The organism is Novosphingobium sp. B 225 (genome assembly GCF_002198665.1).
In the GTDB taxonomy this organism is placed as follows: domain Bacteria; phylum Pseudomonadota; class Alphaproteobacteria; order Sphingomonadales; family Sphingomonadaceae; genus Novosphingobium.
The window spans coordinates 250,322-272,059 of the sequence record NZ_MWLM01000064.1 but is presented as its reverse complement, the minus strand read 5'-3'; the positions used below and the strand labels follow the sequence as shown (position 1 = coordinate 272,059).

15 protein-coding genes are annotated in these 21,738 nt (G+C 62.2%); 9 read left to right on the top strand and 6 right to left on the bottom strand.

Going from position 1 to position 21,738, the window contains the following annotated elements:
* Positions 1-8 precede the first annotated feature (8 nt).
* A complete protein-coding gene (locus MNBBLIKP_RS13655; protein ID WP_088310801.1) occupies positions 9-2,570 on the bottom strand; it encodes a penicillin-binding protein 1A in 2,562 nt (853 codons plus the stop codon).
* 36 nt (positions 2,571-2,606) lie between these two features.
* Positions 2,607-3,488, bottom strand: a complete 882-nt coding sequence (locus MNBBLIKP_RS13650) for an N-acetylmuramoyl-L-alanine amidase family protein (RefSeq protein ID WP_088310800.1) — start codon at positions 3,486-3,488, stop codon at positions 2,607-2,609.
* 494 nt (positions 3,489-3,982) lie between these two features.
* On the opposite strand from MNBBLIKP_RS13650, the gene MNBBLIKP_RS13645 reads away from it, so the two are divergent.
* The 3 genes from MNBBLIKP_RS13645 (at position 3,983) to MNBBLIKP_RS13635 (ending at position 8,657) form a co-directional block, all read left to right on the top strand.
* A complete protein-coding gene (locus tag MNBBLIKP_RS13645) occupies positions 3,983-6,685 on the top strand; it encodes an Rne/Rng family ribonuclease (RefSeq protein ID WP_088310799.1) in 2,703 nt (900 codons plus the stop codon).
* 10 nt (positions 6,686-6,695) lie between these two features.
* Entirely contained in the window at positions 6,696-7,676 is a 981-nt protein-coding gene (locus tag MNBBLIKP_RS13640) for an MBL fold metallo-hydrolase (protein ID WP_088310798.1), read from the top strand.
* Between the two features lie 75 nt (positions 7,677-7,751).
* Entirely contained in the window at positions 7,752-8,657 is a 906-nt protein-coding gene (locus tag MNBBLIKP_RS13635) for an SDR family NAD(P)-dependent oxidoreductase (protein ID WP_088310797.1), read from the top strand.
* 6 nt (positions 8,658-8,663) lie between these two features.
* On the opposite strand, the gene MNBBLIKP_RS13630 is transcribed toward MNBBLIKP_RS13635, so the two are convergent.
* Entirely contained in the window at positions 8,664-9,296 is a 633-nt protein-coding gene (locus MNBBLIKP_RS13630) for a class I SAM-dependent methyltransferase (RefSeq protein WP_088310796.1), read from the bottom strand.
* A 321-nt stretch (positions 9,297-9,617) separates the two neighbouring features.
* On the opposite strand from MNBBLIKP_RS13630, the gene MNBBLIKP_RS13625 reads away from it, so the two are divergent.
* The 5 genes from MNBBLIKP_RS13625 to zapE all read left to right on the top strand — a co-directional run bounded on the left by MNBBLIKP_RS13625 (position 9,618) and on the right by zapE (position 14,150).
* Positions 9,618-11,072, top strand: a complete 1,455-nt coding sequence (locus MNBBLIKP_RS13625) for a carotenoid oxygenase family protein (protein WP_088310795.1) — start codon at positions 9,618-9,620, stop codon at positions 11,070-11,072.
* 87 nt (positions 11,073-11,159) lie between these two features.
* Positions 11,160-11,684 (top strand): helix-turn-helix transcriptional regulator, encoded by a 525-nt coding sequence (locus MNBBLIKP_RS13620; RefSeq protein ID WP_088310794.1) that lies wholly within the window; start codon positions 11,160-11,162, stop codon positions 11,682-11,684.
* Positions 11,685-11,782: 98 nt separating this feature from the next.
* Positions 11,783-12,565 carry a succinate dehydrogenase iron-sulfur subunit gene (locus MNBBLIKP_RS13615; RefSeq protein WP_088310793.1) on the top strand — a complete coding sequence of 261 codons (783 nt, stop codon included), beginning with the start codon at positions 11,783-11,785 and terminating at the stop codon, positions 12,563-12,565.
* Between the two features lie 2 nt (positions 12,566-12,567).
* Positions 12,568-13,032 carry a PaaI family thioesterase gene (locus MNBBLIKP_RS13610; protein ID WP_441339282.1) on the top strand — a complete coding sequence of 155 codons (465 nt, stop codon included), beginning with the start codon at positions 12,568-12,570 and terminating at the stop codon, positions 13,030-13,032.
* A complete protein-coding gene (gene zapE / locus MNBBLIKP_RS13605) occupies positions 13,029-14,150 on the top strand; it encodes a cell division protein ZapE (RefSeq protein WP_088310792.1) in 1,122 nt (373 codons plus the stop codon). Before MNBBLIKP_RS13610 ends, zapE begins: the two co-directional genes overlap by 4 nt.
* Here zapE and MNBBLIKP_RS13600 read toward each other — a convergent pair whose 3' ends face one another.
* On the bottom strand, positions 14,151-16,244 hold the full coding sequence (locus MNBBLIKP_RS13600; protein ID WP_088310791.1) for a TonB-dependent receptor: 2,094 nt from the start codon (positions 16,242-16,244) through the stop codon (positions 14,151-14,153). It abuts the gene before it with no gap.
* A gap of 188 nt (positions 16,245-16,432) precedes the next feature.
* On the opposite strand from MNBBLIKP_RS13600, the gene MNBBLIKP_RS13595 reads away from it, so the two are divergent.
* Positions 16,433-17,131, top strand: a complete 699-nt coding sequence (locus MNBBLIKP_RS13595; RefSeq protein ID WP_088310790.1) for a pirin family protein — start codon at positions 16,433-16,435, stop codon at positions 17,129-17,131.
* A gap of 274 nt (positions 17,132-17,405) precedes the next feature.
* Here MNBBLIKP_RS13595 and MNBBLIKP_RS13590 read toward each other — a convergent pair whose 3' ends face one another.
* The gene (locus MNBBLIKP_RS13590; RefSeq protein WP_217896689.1) at positions 17,406-19,667 is read right to left on the bottom strand and encodes an EAL domain-containing protein; all 2,262 of its coding nucleotides are present in this window, start codon (positions 19,665-19,667) and stop codon (positions 17,406-17,408) included.
* Between the two features lie 168 nt (positions 19,668-19,835).
* Entirely contained in the window at positions 19,836-21,731 is a 1,896-nt protein-coding gene (locus MNBBLIKP_RS13585; protein WP_088310788.1) for an XrtA/PEP-CTERM system amidotransferase, read from the bottom strand.
* Positions 21,732-21,738: the final 7 nt, after the last annotated feature.

The following is a 21,738-nucleotide window of genomic DNA, read 5'->3' as shown; positions in this document are numbered from 1 at the left end:
GCAGGCGGCTATTGGCTGATGATAGAGGTATCAGCGCTGATCGGAGGCGGCGCGTCATCGGCTTCGGTGCTGGCGGCCTCGCTGCTTTCAGCCTTCACTTTTGCCACCGAACCGCGCCGGATCGCGGCGATCAGCTGGTCACGCTGCGATGCCAGTTCATCCTGACGTGTGGTGCGCTTGGCTTCGCTATCCTGCTTGAAAGCTTCCCAGATCAGTGAGCTTTTGGGATCATCGCCGGGCGATCCGGCGAACACGCGCTTGCCGGTTACCCGGTCAACCTTGACCATATGCACCCCGGCCGGGGCTACGAACGGCACGTGGCTCCACCGGTCGCGGGTTTCCTGGACGAATTGCTTGAAGATCGGCGCGGCGAAAGTCCCGCCCTGGGCATAGCCGCCAAGCGAACGCGGCTGGTCATAGCCCAGATAGACCGCTCCGACGATGTCCTGCGATCCGCCTGCGAACCACACGTTGGTCGGGCCGGTGGTGGTCCCGGTCTTGCCGAACAGGGGCAGATCCAGATCCTTCAGCACAACCGCCGTCCCGCGGGTCACCACGCCTTCCAGCATGTGGACCACCTGATAGGCAGTGCGCGGATCCATCACCTGCTTGCCTCGCGCGGCGAGCCGCGGCATCGGCTTGCCATCCCATTCGGCCATATTGCATTTGTCGCAGCGGCGGCTGTCCGCCCGCCAGATCACCTTGCCGGTGCGATCCTGGACGAAATCAATCATGGTCGGTTCAAACTGCACCCCGTTGTTGGCCAGCGCGGAATAGGCGTTGGTCATCTGCAGCACGGTGGTTTCACCTGCCCCCAGCGCGAAAGCGAGGTACGGCGGATACTTGCCAATCCCGACCCGATTAATCGTATCGACCACATGGTCCATCCCGGCATCGTTGGCGATCCGCACCGTCATCAGGTTGCGGGACTGTTCCAGGCCCCAACGCATTGTGTGGTTGCCGCTGCCGCCACCGCCGCCGAAATTCTTGAAGCACTTCTGCCCGAATTTGGAGCCCTGATAGACGCAGAAAGTGCCGTCCAGCACTTCGCTTGCGGGGGTCATGCCGAAATCGAGGCCCGTGCCATAGACGAACGGCTTGATCGTCGATCCGGGCTGACGCATCGCCTGCGTGGCGCGGTTGAAGCTGCCCAACCCGGCATCGAACCCGCCCTGCATCGCCAGCACGCGGCCGCTATGCGGGCTCTGCACGACCATGCCGCCCGACACTTCGGGGATGATCTTGACCACCCAGGCATTGCCCTGCGGCGCGGCGGCGGTCACATCACCGGTGCGCAGCTGATCCGGCAGGCCGATCAGCGGAGCCTTGCTGCCATCAGCAAATCCAATCGTCGCCTGGTTGCCCGCGCGCTCAATCACCAGGCCGATCCGCCAGTTCTGATAATTGATTGATTTGTTCAGCGTCAGCAGCTGGCTCTGCCAGTTGTCCTTGTCGAGCTCGACATGCTCGATCGGGCCGTGCCACCCGCGCGCGCCGCCATAGCGCATGAAACCGCCGCGCAGCGCCGCTTGCGCCGCCTTCTGCAGTTGCGGATCAAGCGAAGTGCGCACCCACAGCCCGCCGGCATAGATGCTGTTCGGCCCGTCCTCGGCCTTTTCGCCATATTTGGCGATCAGGCGGCGGCGCACTTCCTCGACATAGTAGCCGACCGACGGATCATAGATCTCCGCGTGGCGCGGCTTGAGCCCGAGCGACTGAACCTTTGCCTGCCCCGCTTCGCCTGCCGAAATGTAGCCATTCTTGACCATCTGATCGAGCGCCCAGTTGCGCCGTTCCAGCGCCCGGACCGCGCCCTTTTCGCGGCCATAGGTTTCCGGTGCACGCGGCAGGATGGCCAGGAACGCAGCCTCATGCAGCTGCAGTTCGCCAACATCCTTGTCAAAATAGGCCCGCGCGGCGGCCTGTACGCCAAAGCTTTGCCGGCCAAGCGGAATTTCGTTGAGGTAGAGTTCAAGGATCTGCTGCTTGTTCAGCACGCTTTCGATCCGCCGCGCCAGGATCATTTCCTTGAACTTGCGGGTGATCGAATATTCGTTGCCGATCAGGATGTTCTTGGCAACCTGCTGGGTAATGGTCGACCCGCCCTTGGCGCGGGTCCCCGAACCCAATTTACCGACATAGTCCAGCACGGCCCCGGCCAGCCCGGTATAGTCCACCCCGCCATGGGTCCAGAAAGTCTTGTCCTCAGCCGAGAGATAGGCGTTGATCAGCGGCTTGGGCAAATCGACGAACCGCAGCTGCACCCGCCGTTCGCGGGCATAGGAATAGACAATCTCTCCATTCACGCCGCGCACCATGGTCGGCAGCGGCGGCTGATAGGTCAGCAGCGATTCGGCGGATGGCAGATTGCGGGTCACGAAGACCCACAGCAGCAGGTTGAACGCCACCAGCGCCGCCAGCAGATAACCGCCGATCCGGAACAGCTGGCTGGTCTGCCACTTGCCGCGCGCCCAGTCCCCCAGCGGGTGCTGCTTCAGCCAGGTCAGCACGCCGCCAGCCTCGCGGCGGATACGCAGGTGGACGGATTCTGGCGCGTCGGGATCGGTCATCACGGGCGCCGCACTAGCACGGGAAATCGCGTGTTCCTAGCCACCTGCACCGCCTTGTGAATGCCGCGCAAAGAAGGCGCGCACGGCATTGCCGACGATTGCGGCAAAGGTTGCGCGCCCTTGCGCAGATGAAAGCCGGGCCACGTCTGCGGGGTTGTTGATATAGCCGCTTTCAAACAGGACCGAGGCCAGATCGGGCGATTTCAGCACTGCAAACGCGGCGGATTGCTCGGACCTTTCGCGAAACGGCAGCCGCCCCTGCCCTTCGCGCAGGATCAGGCGGGCAAACTCTTCGGACCGGGCCTGGGTTTCGCGCTGCGACAGATCGACCAGGATTGCGCCAACGGCATCACTCTGTTCATCAATCCGCACGCCGTTGATCCGGTCTGCCGCGTTTTCGCGCGCGGCGATCTTTTCCGCCGCTTCATTGCTGCCTTTGGACGACAGGGTATAGACCGTCGCCCCGCTCGCCCCGCTGGCCGCCTCGGTGCTGTCGGCGTGGATCGAAATGAACAGGTCTGCGCCCAGTCGCCGCGCGATCGCTGAACGTTCAGGCAAGACCAGATAGGTATCGTCATCGCGGGTCATGGCGACACGCACGCCGCCTGCCTTCAGCAGATCGTCCCGCAGCGCCTTGGCGAGTGACAGGGTCAGATCTTTTTCGCGGAACGCCCCGGTGCCTGCCCCGGGATCCTTGCCACCGTGCCCCGCATCGATCACCACCAGCGGCCGTCCGGCATCGATCGGCCCCTGGATCTTAGGCAGTCCCAGCGCCGCATCGCCCTGGGGCAGATCAACCTTGATCACATAGTCATAGCCCCGCCCCGGCGCGCCAAAGGTGCGGTCCGCCGCAACCATCGCGGCGAACACCCCGATGGGGGCCAGAAACAACAGCAGGATGAGCAAGGCGCGACGCATTGGACCGCCTGCGTAGTTACCGCCGCGCCGATAGGCAATCCATTCGCTAACCGATGTCTATGGGTTCTTAGCAACTTGCCGCCGCTGCCAAGCAGTGCTAGCACCCCCTTCTACCGGGGCAATCCAAGCCTGCCATGCACTTATGCCGGCAGAGCAGAACAAGGCCTCCGGGGGAGAATTCCGGGCACAATCGCCCGGAGTCACACAGGTTGATGCTGGAATGAATAGTCTTTCGCCGTCCCATCTGTCGCAGCCCGAACGGGCCGTGGCAGTGCTGGCGGCCCCCGCGCGACACGCAAGGCCGCGCCTGTTCATTGCTGCAGACACGCACCACGCCGCCGTCGCGAATTTTCGCCCCGGCTTTTCCGATACTTCCGCTCGCACTGCCGGACCAGTTCCGGCCGCACGTGGATGTTCCGCACAGACCCGCGCCAGCCTGGCTGGTAACCGCTCTTTACAGACGGCACCCCGGCGGCGCGCACGGAGAATTTTAAATGAACCAGCGCATGCTAATCGATGCGCGCCACCAGGAAGAAACCCGGGTGGCGGTGCTCAAAGGCAACCGGATTGAAGAATTCGATTTTGAATCCGCCGAACACAAGCAAATCAAGGGTAACATCTACCTTGCCAAGGTAACCCGCGTCGAACCGTCGCTGCAGGCGGCATTCGTCGATTTCGGGGGCAATCGCCACGGCTTTCTGGCCTTCAGCGAAATCCATCCCGATTACTACCAGATCCCCAAGGAAGACCGTGAGGCCTTGCTGGCGGAAGAAGCCGCCCACGCCGAGGAAGAGGCTGCCCTGCGCGCCATCGCCGAGGGTGAGGAAGACTTCGTTGGCGACGACGAACTGGGCGAAAGCCTGGCCGATGACATGGCCGGAACCAGCCATGATCACCACGACGACGATTTCGGCGGCGTGACCGAGGTCGACACCGCCGAAAAGGACGAAGTCGCCACGATCGAGGACGGCCACGTCGAAGGTGCCTTTGATCATGACGGCGAAGAAGCCGCCGAAGGGGACAATGGCGAAGACGCGGGCAGCGATGACAATCGCCGCCGTGGCCGGGGCCGTCGCCGTCAGGGCGGCAACAAAGGTCACGCCAAGGAAGCCGACGAATTGCGCGCCAAGCGCATGGCGCTGCGCCGCCGTTACAAGATCCAGGACGTGATCCAGCGCCGCCAGGTGCTGCTGGTCCAGGTCGTCAAGGAAGAACGCGGCAACAAGGGCGCGGCGCTGACCACCTATCTCAGCCTCGCGGGTCGCTACTGCGTGCTGATGCCGAATTCGAGCCATGGCGGCGGGATCAGCCGCAAGATCAGCTCGGCCTCTGACCGCAAGCGGCTGAAGTCGATCATCTCGGAACTGGATCTGCCCAAGAGCATGGGCTGCATTGTCCGCACCGCCGGGCTTTCGCGCACCAAGACCGAGATCAAGCGTGACTTCGATTACCTTGCCCGGTTGTGGGACGAAATCCGCGAAAACACTCTGAAATCGGTCGCCCCGGCGCTGATCCATTCGGACAGCGACCTGATCAAGCGCGCGATCCGCGACATCTACAACCGCGACATCGAAGAAGTGGTGATCGAAGGCGAGCACGGCTACCGCGCCGCGCGTGACTTTATGAAGCTGCTGATGCCTAGCCACACCAAGAAGGTGAAGGCCTATGTCGATCCGGTGCCGCTGTTCCAGCGCTATGGCGCGGAAGACCAGCTGACGGCGATGTATGATCCGGTCGTCCAGCTGAAAAGCGGCGGCTATATCGTCATCAACCCGACCGAAGCCCTGGTTTCGATCGACATCAACTCGGGCCGTTCGACCAAGGAACACGGGATCGAGGCGACCGCGCTCAACACCAACCTCGAAGCCGCGCGCGAAATCGCCCGGCAGCTGCGCCTGCGCGATATGGCCGGGCTGGTGGTGATCGACTTTATCGACATGGAGTACAACTCCAACGTCCGTAAGGTCGAAAAGACGATGAAGGACGCGCTCAAGAACGATCGCGCCCGGATTCAGGTCGGCCGGATCTCCAGCTTCGGCCTGATGGAAATGAGCCGTCAGCGCCTTCGCACCGGCGTGCTCGAGGCGACCACCCGCGGCTGCCCGCACTGCGACGGCACCGGGCTGGTCCGCACTGCATCCAGCGCCGGCCTGTCCGCGCTGCGGCTGATCGAGGACGAGGCTGCCAAGGGCAAGGGCTCGATCATCTCGCTCTATGCCAGCACCGAAGCGGCAGTCTATCTGCTCAACGCCAAGCGTGCCGATCTCTCGGAAATCGAGGATCGCTATCACGTCCGCGTCGAAGTGCTGCCCGAAGGTGAGAACGAAGGCGCCAAGATGCGCGTCGGTTCGTCCGGCCCGCGCCCCGAATTCGCCCCGCGCTTCGAACCAATCACCTTTGCCGAGGAAGAGGATGACTTCGTCGAAGAGGACGAGGATGAATTCGAAACCGAGGCCGAACGCGAAGAACGCGAAGAACGCGGCGACGATGGCGAAGGCCGCGGCAAGCGCCGCCGCAAGCGTCGCCGCCGGGGCGGGCGTGATCGCGACGAGCGCGATGATCGCGGCGAGGCGCGCGAAGGCTCCGACGAAGGCGATGATGCCGGCGACGATGCCGATGAGGGCGAACGCGGCGAGGCTGAACGCAACGAAAGCGGTGAAGATGGCGAAGGACCGCGCAAGCGTCGCCGTCGTGGTCGCCGCCGGCGCGGTGGGCGTGGCCGCGGTGACGGCGAAGGCGAAGGCGGCAATGACGAACAGGCCGAAGCCGGTGACACTGATGGCGATGCCGAACCGGCCGGGACCGAAGCTCCCGCCACCGATGAAGCTCCGGCCAAGCCCAAGCGCGTCCGCAAGAAAAAGGCCGATGCCGATGCACCTGCCGAAGTGGTCGCCGTGGAAGTTCCGGCTGCTGATGCGGTGAGCGAAGAAGCCCCGGCCAAGCCCAAGCGCGTCCGCAAGAAGAAGGCCGATACCGAAGTAGCCGAAGCTCCGGCGGTGGAAGCACCTGTCGCTGAGGAAGCGCCTGTCGCTGAGGAAGCCCCGGCCAAGCCCAAGCGCGTGCGCAAGAAAAAGGCCGATGCCGAAGCTCCTGCGGAAGCAGTGGCGGAAGTCCCGGCGGACGACACCGCAGCTGATACCGACGCAGAAACTGGCCCCGCACGGCGCGGCTGGTGGCAGCGGACCTTTGGCGAATAAGACCTGCTGAATGCCTGAACCCGTCGCTGCTCCGGACCTGCGCCCTGCGCATCACCGGAGCGGCGGCGGGTTTCGCAATCCGCCCGGCAGCCCTCCGCGCCGGGCACGGCTGCGCCACTTCCTGAAATTCCTGCTGTGGGACATGCGGGTGGCCAAGCTGCCGCCGGTTCCCGCTGATCTGGCCCTGCCCGGCAAACCTGATCTTGCCGCATTGGTCGAAGGCGAATTGTGCTGGCTGGGCCATGCCTGTTTCGCGCTGCGGATCGGGGGCAAGTTGGTGCTGACAGATCCCTATCTCAGCCCGGTCGCCGGTCCGTTCGGACTGGGCCCCAAACGCTTCTTGCCCGCCGCGCTTGGTGCCGCCGAATTGCCCCGGTTCGACGCGATCGTGATCAGCCACAACCATTACGATCACATCGATACCAAAGCGCTACAGGCCTACCGCTGGCGTACGGAAACACCCGTCGTCTGCCCGCTGGGTGTCGGGGCCTTGCTGCGCCGGCAGGGTTACACCCAGATCACCGAGCTTGACTGGTGGCAGGATTGGTCGCTGGACGCTCTCACCGTCACCGCGCTGCCCGCCGTGCACTTTTCCGGGCGCGGGCCGTTTGATCGGGACAAGACCTTGTGGGCCAGCATGGCACTGACGGGCGGCGGGCGGAAGGTCTGGTTCGGGGGTGATACCGGCTATGGCGCGGTGTTCCGCGAAATAGGGCGCCGCGCTGGCCCGTTCGATCTCGCGCTGGTCGGCATCGGCGCCTACGAACCCCGCATCATCATGGAAGCCAGCCACACCACCCCGGAGGAGGCGGTCATGATCGCGCGAGACATCGGCGCGGCCAGGGCGCTGGGGATGCATTGGGGCAGCATCATGCTCACCCCGGAAGACCCGTTCGAGGCCCCAATCCGCTTTCGCCACGCCGCGCTGGAACAGCAATATGGCGAACAGAATGCCTGGATCCTGAAAGTGGGCGAAGTGCGTTCTTTCTAACAATCGGTAACAATGTCCTTGCGCAATCGGCCCCCTCCCGCCAAATTGCCGCCGGTCAATCTTTGGGAGAGCACCATGCAGGATTTCGCGGGCCAGGTGGCCTTCATCACCGGCGGCGCATCAGGCGCGGGACTGGGTCAGGCCAAGGTGTTTGGCCGCGCCGGGTGCAAGGTGGTGATCGCCGATATCCGCCAGGCCGCGATCGACAAGGCACTGACCGAACTGCGGGCCGAAGCGATCGAGGTCCACGGCATCGAGCTCGATATAACCGATCGCGCCGCCTACGCAGCAGCAGCCGACGAGGTAGAGCGAATCCACGGCCAGGCCCCCACCCTACTGTTCAACACTGCCGGCGTGAACAATTTCGGGCCGATCGAGAACACCACCTACGGCGATTTCGACTGGTTGATCGGGGTCAATCTGGGCGGGGTGGTCAACGGCATGATGACCTTCGTGCCGCGCATGATCGACAGCGGCAAGCCGTGCCACGTGGTCACGGTCGCTTCGCTTGGCGGGTTCACCGGATCGGCGTTGGCGGGCCCCTATTCCGCGGCCAAGGCAGCAGTGGTCAACCTGATGGAAGGGTACCGGCAGGGACTGGAGAAATACGGCATCGGCGTGTCGGTGGTCTGCCCGGCCAACATCAAGTCGAACATCGCCGAAGCCACCCTGACCCGCAGCGCCCAATATGGCGAGACCGGCTATGTCGAGGGGCCCGAGGCGATTGCCTCGCTCAATTCGATCTACCAGCACGGGATGGAACCCGAAGTGCTGGCCGCGCATGTCATGCAGGGGATCAGGGACAATGCGCTCTACATCATCCCCTACCCCGAAGTGAAAGACATGCTGGCCGGTCACTTCGCGCAGATCGTCGATGCGATCCCGCCGCTCGATACCGATCCAGAAGGCGCGCAGAAGCGCACCGAAGCGCTGATGGAATGGGCCCGGGGCGGCGCAAAGGTGTTCACGCCGGGGGCCTGAACCGGTCTAGCCGGTCTTCACCGCTTCACCCCATTCCATCCACCCGGCAAAGCGCGGCATTTTCGGGGCATAGCGCTGGCCCAGCACGTTCACGGCAAAACCCTGTTGCGCGACCGCACTGCTGACTGGACGGGTGAGGTGGCATCCACCCAGCACCTTCTTCCAATAAGGCTCGATCCGGGCCTGCCATTTCTGGACCCCGGGATCTGGTGCCTGTCCGTGCTCTGCATAAAGCAATCGTCCGCCGGGCTTCAGGATCCGCCGCAGCTCACGCAGGGTTTGCGCCGTGTCACAGACCGAGCACAGCGTGAAAGTACAGACCACTGTGTCAAAGCTTTCATCCTCAAACGGAATAGCCTCGCCAAATCCCTGACGCACGTCTGCCACCCAACCCTTCCTGGCCACGGCTTCACGGGTGTAGTCGAGGCCCTTGGCTGACGGATCCATGCCCGCGAATGACGTTACTTTTGCAGGATCATAGAGTTGCTGATTGATCCCGCCGCCGCAGCCAATCTCAAACACTTTACCACTCGCCAGCGGAACCACCTTTTCCCGCATCTTCATGATCGCCGGGCTGGAACAGGCGCACTGGATAAAGCGGGGCGCCAATTTTTCATCGTACCATTGCGCAAAACCCATGCTCGTCCCCTTCCCTGCCCCCGATTTTCGCGCCCATGTTGCCACAAAAATGGCCTGAGGGAAGCACGCATCGCGGATCGCCCAAACCAGGCATGACAGATGGCAGATGGCAGGCCGATTGTCCTGTCAGTCTGCTTGCCAGCGCCGCCGCCGGCCGGCCCACTCCTGCCACCGCCTTTCAGCAGATGGCCTCTGTCATGTCCCCGCCATCGGCATCGCTGCGTTCACCGCGATCGGATGCAAGGTTGATCGCGATCAAGGAGCGGACCTGCGAGCCATGCACAATGATAACAATTGTTATGAACGTGCTGAGAGGATTGTATGGCCCATTTCCCCGACTCCCCGCTGTTTTCCAGCGTTCTGCGCCTGATCCGGATGGAAGGTGATATCACCGATCTGGAAGTAGAAGGCGAAGTGCCTGCCCAGCTCAACGGCGCGTTCTATCGCGTCCACCCCGATCCGCAGTTCGCACCGAAATTTGCCGATGACCAGTTCTTCAACGGTGATGGCATGATCTCGATGTTCCGGTTTCATAATGGCCGCGTCGATTTCAAGCAGCGCTATGCCCAGACCGACAAATGGAAACTGGAACGCAACGCGGGCAAGGCGCTGTTCGGGGCCTATCGCAACCCTTTGACCGATGACGAAACAGTCAAAGGCCAGATCCGAGGCACCGCCAATACCAATGTACTGGTTCACGCCGGCAAGCTGTTCGCGATGAAGGAAGACAGCCCCTGCCTGCTGCTGGATCCCAACTCGCTGGAAACCGAGGGCTATACCGATTTCGGCGGAGATCTGGACATCCCCACTTTCACCGCCCACCCCAAGCTTGATCCAGATTCCGGCAATTTCTGCGGCTTTGGCTATTCGATCGCCGGACCGCTGACACGCGAGGCACGCTATTTCGAGATCGATCCGCAAGGGAAAGTGGTGCGTCAGGCCGATTTCCAGGTGCCCTATTACACGATGCTGCACGATTTCGCGATCACGGCGGACTATGCCGTTTTCAATGTCAGCCCCTACACGTCCGACTGGTCCGTGCTGGAACGCAACATGCCCCATTTTGTCTACCAGCGAGAGCTGCCGTTCTATCTGGGCGTGATGCGCCGCGATGGTGATGGCAGCGACATGCGCTGGTTCAAGCAGGAACCCAGTGTTTGCGGGTGCCACGTTATGAACGCGTTTCAGGACGGAACCAGTATCCATCTCGACCTGCCAGTCAGCAAGGTCACCTCACTGCCATTCTTTCCCGAGCTCGATCACCCCTGGAATCCCGAGGATTCGACCACCTGGCTCAGCCGCGTCACAGTCGATATGGCATCCAATTCGGACGAGATTACCAGCATCGCGCAGATCGGCGATGCACCCGGCGAATTCCCCCGGATTGATGACCGGATGGCGGGCAAACCCTATCGCCACGGCTGGCAGATTACCTATGATTTCGCCAAAACCTACAATGGCCCGCCGGGTCCGTTTGCAGGAGTGCTCAGCACGATCACCCATTACGATCTGGCCACAGGCAAGGAGACCAGCTGGTGGGCCGGCCCCGACAGCGCCTTTCAAGAGCCCTGCTTTATCCCGCGCGCACCGGATGCGGCCGAAGGCGATGGCTGGCTGGTGGCGCTGATTGACAATCACATCACCAACTATTCCGACCTATGCCTGTTTGAAGCCCTCAATCTTGCCAAAGGACCGGTTGCCAGGATCAAACTGCCGCTGCGCTTGCGCCAGGGGCTGCATGGCAACTGGGTTGATGGCGCACGGCTGGCGGCCTGAACCCGGCGCATGATAGTGGAACATACGGATCAAGTGATTGTCGGGCCACGGTTTCAGGGCTAGTCCTGAAACCGAGGCCTGATTCCCATGGCAACCCGATTGAGCGACCACGAGCCATTACCCCAGCTCACCACCAAGCAGCGTGAGGTGATGGCGCTTGTCGCGGACAATCGCACCAGCAAGGAAATTGCCGGGCTGCTGGGCATTTCCGAATCTGCCGTGAACCAGCGGATCGAAATGATCCGGACGCGCTTGGGCGGTATTCCGCGTGGTGAACTGGCCCGCCTTTACCGGCAGGAATTTGCCCGTAACCGCCAGATTTCCGGCACTTTTCCTCCGAACTGGCAGAAAATTCAGGTTCCCGAAAACGCCGAAACGGGCCAGACCGAAAGCGCGGAAAGTATCCCCGCAGTGGCTGTGTTCGGGTCGCAAACGGAAACCAGCCAAGGCGGGGATGGGTCGCAACTTTCCTCACCCTCGTACGTCCCGGGTGGGCCGGTTTGGCTCACCCGGGACCATCCATTGATGGGCTTCTTGCGCGCCGCAGCCATTGCGGTGATCGTCATCGCTGGCATGGTGATTGCGGCGCAAGTTACCCACATGATCAGTTGAGCGTGCTTTTCCCGCATAACCCCGCTTGCCCCCGCGCGCTGAATCGGTAAGGAGGGCCGCAAAGGGCGCTTCGCCCGGGCAGCGTATCAGGGACGGTCATGGCTTCATTCTCTCTCCCCGCGAACAGCAAGATCAACGGCAAAGGGCACCATCACGCCGCCGCCGGGGCCACGCGGGTCAAGAAGTTCACCGTCTATCGCTATGATCCCGACAGCGGTGAAAACCCGCGCTATGACACGTTCGAGATCGATCTGGACAATTGCGGGCCGATGGTGCTCGATGCGCTGATCAAGATGAAGTCGGAAATGGACCCGACACTGACCTTCCGCCGCTCGTGCCGCGAAGGGATCTGCGGGTCTTGCGCAATGAACATGAACGGCCGCAACGGCCTTGCCTGCACCATGGCGATCGAGGATCTTTCAGGCGACGTGCGGATCACTCCGCTGCCGCACATGGAAGTGATCAAGGACCTGGTTCCGGATTTCACCCATTTCTATGCCCAGTACGCTTCGATCCGGCCTTGGCTGCAAACGGTCAGCACCACCCCTTCGGGCAAGGAACGGCTGCAAAGCCCACAGCAGCGCGAAAAGCTGGACGGCCTGTACGAATGCATCCTGTGCGCCTGCTGCTCGACCAGCTGCCCGTCCTACTGGTGGAACAGTGACAAGTTCCTGGGCCCGGCGATCCTGCTGCAGGCCTATCGCTGGCTGGCCGACAGCCGCGACGAGATGACTGGTGAGCGGCTGGATGAGCTGGAAGATCCGTTCCGCCTGTACCGCTGCCACACGATCATGAACTGCGCCAATGTCTGCCCCAAGGGTCTGTCCCCGGCGCGTGCGATTGCCGAAATCAAGAAGATGCAGGCAGAACGGCACATCTGACCGTGGGCGAAACGCGCGGGTTTATCTACGAGCCGGACCCGGCCAACCCCGGCTGGTTCAAGTGGGAACTGGCCGATACCACCCGCTTCAACGCCCAGACGATGGGTTCGATGCTGGTCCGCGCCGATGCAGACGGTCGCTGCCGGCTGCGGATGTTTCCCGAACGCAAGCATTCCAACCTGCTCGATATGGTTCACGGCGCGGTCACTCTGGCTTTGATGGACATTTCCCTGTTCGCTGCGATGCGCACCCTGCTGGATGGCGATGCGGCCGGATCGGTCACCCTAGAACTGTCGAGCCAATTCATCGGCGCAGGCAAGCTGGGCGCACCACTTGATGCCGTGATTGAAGTGATGCGCGAAACCGGCAAGCTGGTGTTCATGCGCGGCACGGTGGTTCAGGGCGATGGTGACAGCCACCTCGTCGCCTCGTTCTCGGGGATCGTGCGCAAGCCGTCGCGCAAATGACGCGGATCATTGCCCGCTACGACGAACTGGTCGCAGCAGGTGAACTGCGCCCCGACCCGGAACAGCGCGCGGCGGCGGCGAAGCTGGATTTGTTGCAGCAGTGGCTAGAGACTCCGAGACCTAAGCGCCGTTGGTACACATACTGGATCGGCACACCTCCTACACCACCACCTGGTCGCGGCCTCTACTTGTGGGGCGGGGTCGGGCGCGGCAAATCGATGCTGATGGACTTGTTCCATGACTGTCTGGCCATCACGGAAAAGCGCCGCGCGCACTTCCACGCCTTCATGCTGGAAGTCCACGCGCGCCTGCGTGAAGCCCGCAAGAGCGAGAGCGGCGATCCGATCCCGCCCGTCGCCTCCGCGATTGCCGATGGGCTGCGAGTTCTGGCCTTCGACGAGATGGTGGTCAACAACAGCGCCGATGCGATGATCATGAGCCGGTTGTTCACCGCGCTGATCGAACGCCACGGCCTGGTGATCGTAACCACCAGCAACCGCGCGCCGTCAGAGCTCTACAAGGACGGGCTCAACCGCGAACACTTCCTGCCCTTCATCGCCCTGATTGAGCGCAAACTGGACGTGCTGGCGCTGAACGGCCCGGTCGATTACCGGCTTGAACGGCTGGCGGGGATGGATACCTGGCACACTCCGCTGGGCGATATGGCTACTGCGCAGGTGCGCGAAGCCTTCTTTCGCCTGACCGACTATCCGCCCGAGGACAGCGCCCACGTGCCCAGCGCCGAACTGGACGTGGGCGGCGGGCGGCTGTTGCATGTGCCCAAGAGCCTGAAGGGGGTGGCCGTGTTCAGCTTCAAGAAGCTGTGCGGCGAAGCGCGCGGGGCGCCGGATTACCTGACTGTGGCCCAGACCTATCACACCGTGATCCTGGTCGGCATTCCGTGCATGGGGCCTGAAAACCGCAACGAGGCCGCGCGCTTTGTCACGCTGATCGACGCGCTGTACGAACACAAGGTCAAGCTGCTGGCCGCCGCCGATGCCGAACCGGAAGACCTCTATGCCGCCGGGGATGGCCGCTTCGAATTTGGCCGCACGATCAGCCGCCTGATGGAAATGCAGAGCGCAGACTATCTCGCCGCCGGTCACGGCGAGCAATAGTCAGATCTCCAGCCGGGCGGTGAGGCGGATGTCGCGACCGGCCAGCGGGGCATAGTCCTTGAGGAAAGAGGCGTGGCGGCGGGCATTCACATCGAACAGGTTGTTCGCACTCAGGGTCAGGCTCAGGGGCCGCTCCTTGCCCCAGGGACGGAATACCAGTTCGGCATTGACCATCGTATAGCCCGGTATGCCCGTTTCGAACGGCGCGACCCGGCTCTGCCCGGTAACCCGCTCAACCTCGCCGCGCAGATCAAACATCGGCGACGATGCGGACAGCCCACCAAGCACCCGTAGTGCCGGAATGCGCGGCGCTGGACCATAGCCCGTGATGGTCGAATGGACAAAGTCAGCCAGGGCATCGGCCTTGATTGTCCATATCCCGGGGCGCAGCAGCACAGCGTCCCCTTGCACTTCAAACCCGTAGAGCCGCGCGTCGGCCTGGCTGATCTGATATTCCGGCAGACCATCTACGATCGCCCCGGTGCGCGCTTCATATATGAAGTTGCGGAACCAGGTGTAATAGGCCGACGCTTCCAGGTTATAATCCGACCCACTGCCACGCAGGATCAGTTCGGCACTGCGGGCCCGTTCCTTGCGCAGGCCCGGATCGCCCACTTCGAACGCCTCGGTCCCGGCATGCGGGCCATTGGCGAACAGCTCTTCCGCCGCCGGTGCGCGCTCGGCGCTCGACAAGTTGAGGCCCAGCATCCAACCCGGCGTCAGGGTATAGGCCGCGCCAAGCGAGCCGGAGAGCGAGTTGAACTGCCGCCCCCCATCCAGGAACTGCGGCTGCCCCGGCAGCGGCTTGGACGTAGCGCGGGTTCTTTCATAGCGGGCACCGGCTTCTAGCTTGAGCGGCCCGACGGTGTAGTTTTGAACTGTAAACAACCCCAGCTGCTGGGTATCGTTGCGCGGCAGGAAGGCTTCTTCACCCACCACGTTGAAGTCGCGCATCACGAATTGAGCGCCGCTGGCTCCCTGCCAACCGCCACGATCAGCCTGGCTCAATTCCAGCCGTGCTTCGATCCCCTTGCTGTAAAACGAAGTCCCGACCGCGCCATCAGGTTCCAGTTCGAAGTGGCTGTAGTTGCCATAGCCAAAACGGAAGGCAATATGCTGGAGGACCGACCCGCCAGTTTCCACTTCGGCACGCGCATCGATCCGATCTTGCCGCAACTTCAGTCGAGGGCCTTCCTGCCCCTGCCCCACTTGCGTTGCGAGCCGCACTGGAATGCCATAAGTGCTGTCATAGCGACTATAGGCCAAGCCGATATTCCCGCCTTCACCGATATAGGCCAGCCCTGCCCCCGCGGTCCATGTCCGACTCGCGCTGTTGGGCAGCTTGCCTTTGACCGCGGCATTGGCGGCGAAATCGATTTCAGGATCGGCATCGGGATCAAACGGCAACAAGCTCGATGCCAAGGCCTCAGCCCGGAGCGCCGGGGTCAATGCATAGCCCCCGATCCGCAGATCATCGGTTTTGAGGTAGCTGGCATCCGCATGGCCTACCCAGCCGCCGCCTAGCGGCACTTCAGCCGAAAGCCCGCCTGACCGCTCGTTCGCAGCCGAACCATAAGTCGCCATACCGCCCAGATGCAGCGCCTCATCCGGCACTTGTTCGGGAATGCGTCGATCGATCACGTTGACGACCCCGCCAATCGCGGAAGAGCCATACTGCAACGATTGCGGTCCGCGTAGCACTTCAATGCGCTGGGCCAGCAAGGGGTTGATCGCGCTGGCGTGGTCGGCCGAGGTATTCGACACGTCGATCGCGCCAATCCCGTTGCTCAGCACCCTCACCCGCTCACCCTGCAAACCGCGCAACACCGGGCGCGACGCACTGGGCCCGAATGAACTGGCCGAAACACCGGCGGTGTGCGCCAGCGTATCACCCAACGAGGGGCGGATCGCGGCGGTCAGGTTCTCGCCTCTCAGCACGGCCACGCCCGAAAGCGCATCCTGCCGCGAAACCTGGAGCGCGCCGGTTACCACGATCTCCTGATCATCGGCGGTATGGTAGTCAGCCTCTTGCGCCAAGGCCGGCTGGGCCAGAATCGAAACCAGGGCAGTGGAAATGAGCAGAGAGGGTCGCATTGGAACTCCAACAGGAAGCGAACAGGGCATCACCACCCCAGTGAATGGCGCTCTTAGCAGCAGGTATATAATGTTACAACATTACGTTTCAATAAACGATGCGATTCCCCGCAAGCCTTGAACCGTGCGTCGCATCCCCCATCTTTGGGCTATTCCGGCGTTCACACCCCGCCGAGGTGGAATAACCCATGATTGAAGTCAGGCCCTTCGCCAGCCTTGGCCATGCACAGCATGGCTGGCTGGATGCCACGCATCATTTCAGCTTTGCAGATTACCACGATCCGGCCCGCATGGGATGGGGCCGTCTGCGCGTGTGGAATGATGATGTGATCGCCCCGCAGAATGGATTTCCGCCGCATCCGCACCGCGACATGGAGATCATTACCTTCGTGCGTACCGGCGTGATTTCGCATCAGGACAGTCTGGGCAACAAGGGGCGCACAGCCGCAGGCAATGTTCAGGTCATGAGTGCTGGCACCGGCATCCGCCACAGCGAATACAATCTGGAGACTACCCCCACCACACTGTTCCAGATCTGGATACTGCCAGATGCGCCCGGCGGCGAATCAGGCTGGGGTCAGCGTGAATTCCCGCGAGCAGATCGTTTTGGCCGATGGACCGTGCTGGCAAGCAATAGGCCCGAAGCGGATCAGGCCCTTCCGATCCGCGCCGACGCCAATGTGCTGGCCGCATCGATCCCCGCCGGATCGCGGATCAGCCTGTCACCCGATCCCGCGCGCCATCAGTATCTGGTCGCCGCAAGTGGCCGCATCCTGGTCAATAGCATCTCTGCCACAGCGCGCGACGGGGTAGCGATCACCGGAGAAGCAACGCTGGTGGTTGAAGCGGCGGAAGATGCAGAAGTGGTGCTGGTTGATACGGCCTGATCGGCCAGAAACAGTGACTAGCGAACCAGACGAGGTCCAGACGCGCGAAGGGCTCGCAGTGGCTGCGAGCCCTTCTAGCACTACGCAATCGTTTATCCGGGTTATTAACCAACCCGATTCGGACCGTGCAGAGATTTCAACGAGTCCCCTTGCTTACGCAAGTCAACCCATTGAAATCAATGAAAAAGGTATGCCCAGACGCGAGAAAACATATCAGACTCCTGCGAGTGCGTGGAGCCCTGTATGTACTGCAAACAGTTTTGGTTAACAAGTTCTAAAGATTCACAGCCAGGCGTCCGGGTGTGCCAGCCTGGGACGTATCAAGCAGGTCAAGTAAGTCTTCAGGCCGCATCGGCCTGCCGATGTGATAGCCTTGCGCCAGATCACACTGCAGATCGCGCAGCACACCAAGCGTCACGATGTCCTCGATTCCCTCGGCTACGACTTCCTGACCAAGCGCATGGGCGAGGCCAATCACGCTTTCCACGATCAGCCGCTCGCGCTCGTCGGTGGTGATCGCCTGAATGAACCGGCGGTCGAGCTTGACCTCGTCACTGGGAATTTCGGCAAGATAGGCCAAACTTGCCTGCCCTGTGCCGAAATCGTCAATCGACAGGCGGAAACCCATGGCCCGCAGCGAAGCCAGATTGCGTTTGGCCTGCTCGCGATTGGTCATGCTGAAGGTTTCGGTCACTTCAAAAGTGATCAATCCGCAGTCTTCCAGCCTGGTTTCCCGCACGATGTCCGCAACCCGTTGAACCAGGGCGGGATGATCGACCATCCTGGCGGAGAGATTGACGCTGATCTGGAAAGGCCCCGCCACAGCGTTAAAATCGGCCAGCATGGCGATCGACTTTTCGAGAACCCAATAGGTAATTGCCTCGATCCGGCCGGCGCGTTCGGCTTGCAGGATGAAGGCGTCGGGCGGAATTACCCCGCGTTTCGGGTCATTCCAGCGAATCAGGGCTTCTGCACCGGAAAGCCGATTCGTGCGGAAATCGTATTGCGGCTGCAGGGCAAGCCAAATGTCGCCGTTGCGCAAACCTTCATCGATCCGGGCATGCAGCGACAGTTCCCATGAGCTTTCGGCCAGCCTCTGTTCGCCAAACTCTTCATAGAGCTTGCCCTTACCCTGTGCTTCCTGCGCGCTGGCAATCGCAGACTTGATCCGGCTCATCGGCTTGGCCTGGACGTTGCGATCGATCCCGAAATGCACATTGGTATCGAGCACGTGCCCACTGATCACCAGCGGGGAAGAAAACAACGCACGCAGACCTTCAAGGTGTTCAACCAAGCTATCGAGGGTTTGCGAATCCTCCAGCCAGACAAACAAGCCATTGTCATTGTCAAAGACCGCTCGGTCCCCGCCGCCAAATGACAGTCGGCGGGCTATTTGACGCGCGCAATCGCCGTGCAGCTCACGCGGCAGGCTGGCTAGAATCTGTTCGTACTGGTTGATCGAAACGGCAATCACATCTTTCGTCGGGGGGATGCCCCCGTCGGTCATCGCCGAGATGTTGGGCAGACCGGATGCGCTACTGGTCTGCTGCACCCGGTTGCGCCACTTATGGGAACTGCGCAGCGGCGCGTAAGCCAGGAAGGCGCAATAAGCCGGGCCGACCGAAATGATAACATTGGCTTCGCGCAGCACGCCGGGTAAAGCCAGCGAAACGGCAGCAAGCGCGCAATAGACAACCGCTCTGGCCTTCCAGTTGCGAACCCGTCTGGTTGCAAAGATCGTAACAAGCACCAAGGCAAGCAGCGGCAGCCAGCCTACATCCGATGGGTGACCCATCCGGAGGCCGTGGTACCCGGCGATGTCCACCAAGGCGGCTGGAACATCGCGGTGCCCGAAATAGCCCAGGACAGTATCCTGGTGCAGACTGGTATTCGTGATGAATACCCGCTTGCCGGTGAACGTTCCGGGACGCAGCCGTCCGGCCAGGACATCGCTGGCCGCCACAACTGGAACCGAATCAGGATCAAACCGGAAGTCCGGATAGATGTTCGCTGATGCGGGCAGCCTGGAATCGGCCGCAGAGACCGACGGATACTCCGCGATCTCGGTCCGGACACGGGCTTGGGCATGCTCTGCAAAGCCCAGGAAATTGACGGACCAGTTGGACACGGCAATCGGAGTTCCGGGGGGCGGCACGAACTTGTCAGTGATGACTGCAGAGTTGTTGAATTCAGCGTTGGGCTTGCTGCGCTTGACCAGCAAGACCTGCTTGCCTGCCTTTTTCAGCTCGGTGTTGAGCGCTGCATCGCCAGCCGGATCAAGATTGGCGCTACGCGGGCTGTCGAGATAGACCTGCTTGGCGCCATCATTGCGGACAAATTCAACCAACTTGGCCTGCAATCCGGTGGAAGATGACGCGGAACTGGCGGCGGCCAGATTACCATTGTCGAGTGACAGCAAGACAGTGCTGGTCGGGGCAGACTGGACCCGATTTTTGAACCACACATTCCAGTAGACATGGTCAAACGCCTGGAGCGACTGCGTCAGCACGCCCAGCAGAACGATGATCAAGGTCATCACCAGAGGAGATTTCAAATAGCTGCGCATCTACCCGTCTATGCTGTCGTTACCGATCAGCCCTAGCACCGCGATGGTTAAGGATGACTAAAGTAAGATACCTGCCCCGGGCGAAGACCGGCAGACTTGCGCGAGTCACGCATAGTCAAGCCGCTTTGGCAATTTTTCTCAGGAAATTCCAAGCTGTGCCAGAGACTTATCCAGCATAAGCAACTGCCATAGCATCCGCGAATGGTCAGCTCGGCCAGCGATGTGAGCTTCTGCCATGTCCGCCAGAACGCGGGAATCGAACCAACCGGTACGCGCCAGTGCAGTACTTGCCCCGATCCCGCGCGCAGCACTTGCAAGCGGGCCGCGGAACCATTGGGCAATCGGGGTCACAAAACCCTGTTTCTGCCGATAGAGGATCTCGTCCGGCAAATAGCGCTGCATGGTCTTCTTGAGCAGCCACTTGCCCTCGCCCCGCTTCAACCGCAGCGCTTCGGGCAAGGCGGCGGCAAATTCGACCAGGCGGTGATCGAGCAGCGGCTCGCGCGCTTCGAGGCTGACCGCCATGCTGGTGCGATCAACCTTGGTCAGGATATCGCCCGGCAGCCAGAACTTGATGTCGGCATATTGCGCCCGGTCAAGCCCGGAACGCGCCGGGGCGCGGCGCATCAGCTCTTCGAACGGTTGTTCGGCGCGGTAATCGCCGCGCAGGCGCAGGAACTCGACCGAATAGAGTGATTGCCTCAGTTCTGGCGGCAGCACACCAATCGCGCGGGCATAGCCCTGCTCGCTGGTCCCGGTGAGCGCCAGCAGGGTGGCCTTGGCGCGCAGCGGGCGCGGGGCCCAATCGGCCTTGGGATAGATCGCCCCCAACCCGCCCAGCAGCGGCCCGCGCAGCGCCTGCGGCATCAGGCCGCGCACCCGGTCTTCGCCATGCTGGAACTTGTGGCGGCGATAGCCGGCAAAAGCCTCGTCCGCGCCGTCGCCGGATAGCGCCACGGTCACCGTCTCGCGCGCCAGCTGGCACACCCGCCAGGTCGGCAAGGCCGAGGCATCGGCGAAAGGTTCGTCGAACATCGCCGCCAGCGTCTCGACATGCTCGAAATCGTCGGGCGAAACGGTGCGCGCGCGGTGATCGGTGGCGAAACGCCGCGCGATCTGTTCGGCATAGCTGGTCTCATCCAGCGCGCTGACATCGAACCCGATCGAGCAGGTCTTGACCGGCGAACCACTCGCCTCGGCCATCAGCGCAACTACGCTGGAGCTATCGACCCCGCCCGAAAGAAACGCCCCCAGCGGCACGTCCGAAACCATCCGCGAAGTAACCGCCTGACGCAGCAGGTGGAGCAATTCCGCCTCAAGGTCCGCCGCGCGCCCCTGCCGCCGTTCGGCGAAGGACACGTCCCACCACTGCACTGGCGCAGGCAGCGGCGCGTCATGGCGCAGCAATAGCGAATGACCAGCGGGCAGTTTGTGGACGCCCTGCAGAATCGAACGGTGATCGGGGACATAGCCCCAGGCGAGGTAATCCTCCACCGCCAGCGGATCGATCTCGCGCCGCAGCAGCGGGTGCGCGGTCAGGCCCTTGAGCTCTGAGGCGAAAGCAATACTGCCATCGCTGAGCGGGGCATAGAACAGCGGCTTCACGCCCATCCGGTCGCGCGCCAGGAACAGCGTCCGCTGGCCGAGGTCATAGATCGCGAAAGCGAACATGCCGTGGAGGCGCGGCAGGCAATCGGGGCCCCAGCGCTGCCACGCGGCCAGGATTACCTCGCTATCCCCATCGGTGTGGAATTCGGCCCCGCCGCCGCGCAGTTCTTCGCGCAGTTCGCGGAAATTGTAGATCTCGCCATTGAACACAAGCATGGCCCGGCCATCGGTGCTGGCCATCGGCTGGGGTGATCCGGCGACATCGATGATCGACAGGCGCAAATGCCCAAGGCCAACGCCCGGCGCTGTCCAGGTCCCCTGCCCATCCGGCCCGCGATGGGCCATGGCCGTGCACATCCGCTCCAACCGCGCCGGATCGACCGGCTTCGGAGTGGTCAGATGGAATATCCCGGCAATCCCACACATGGGTCCA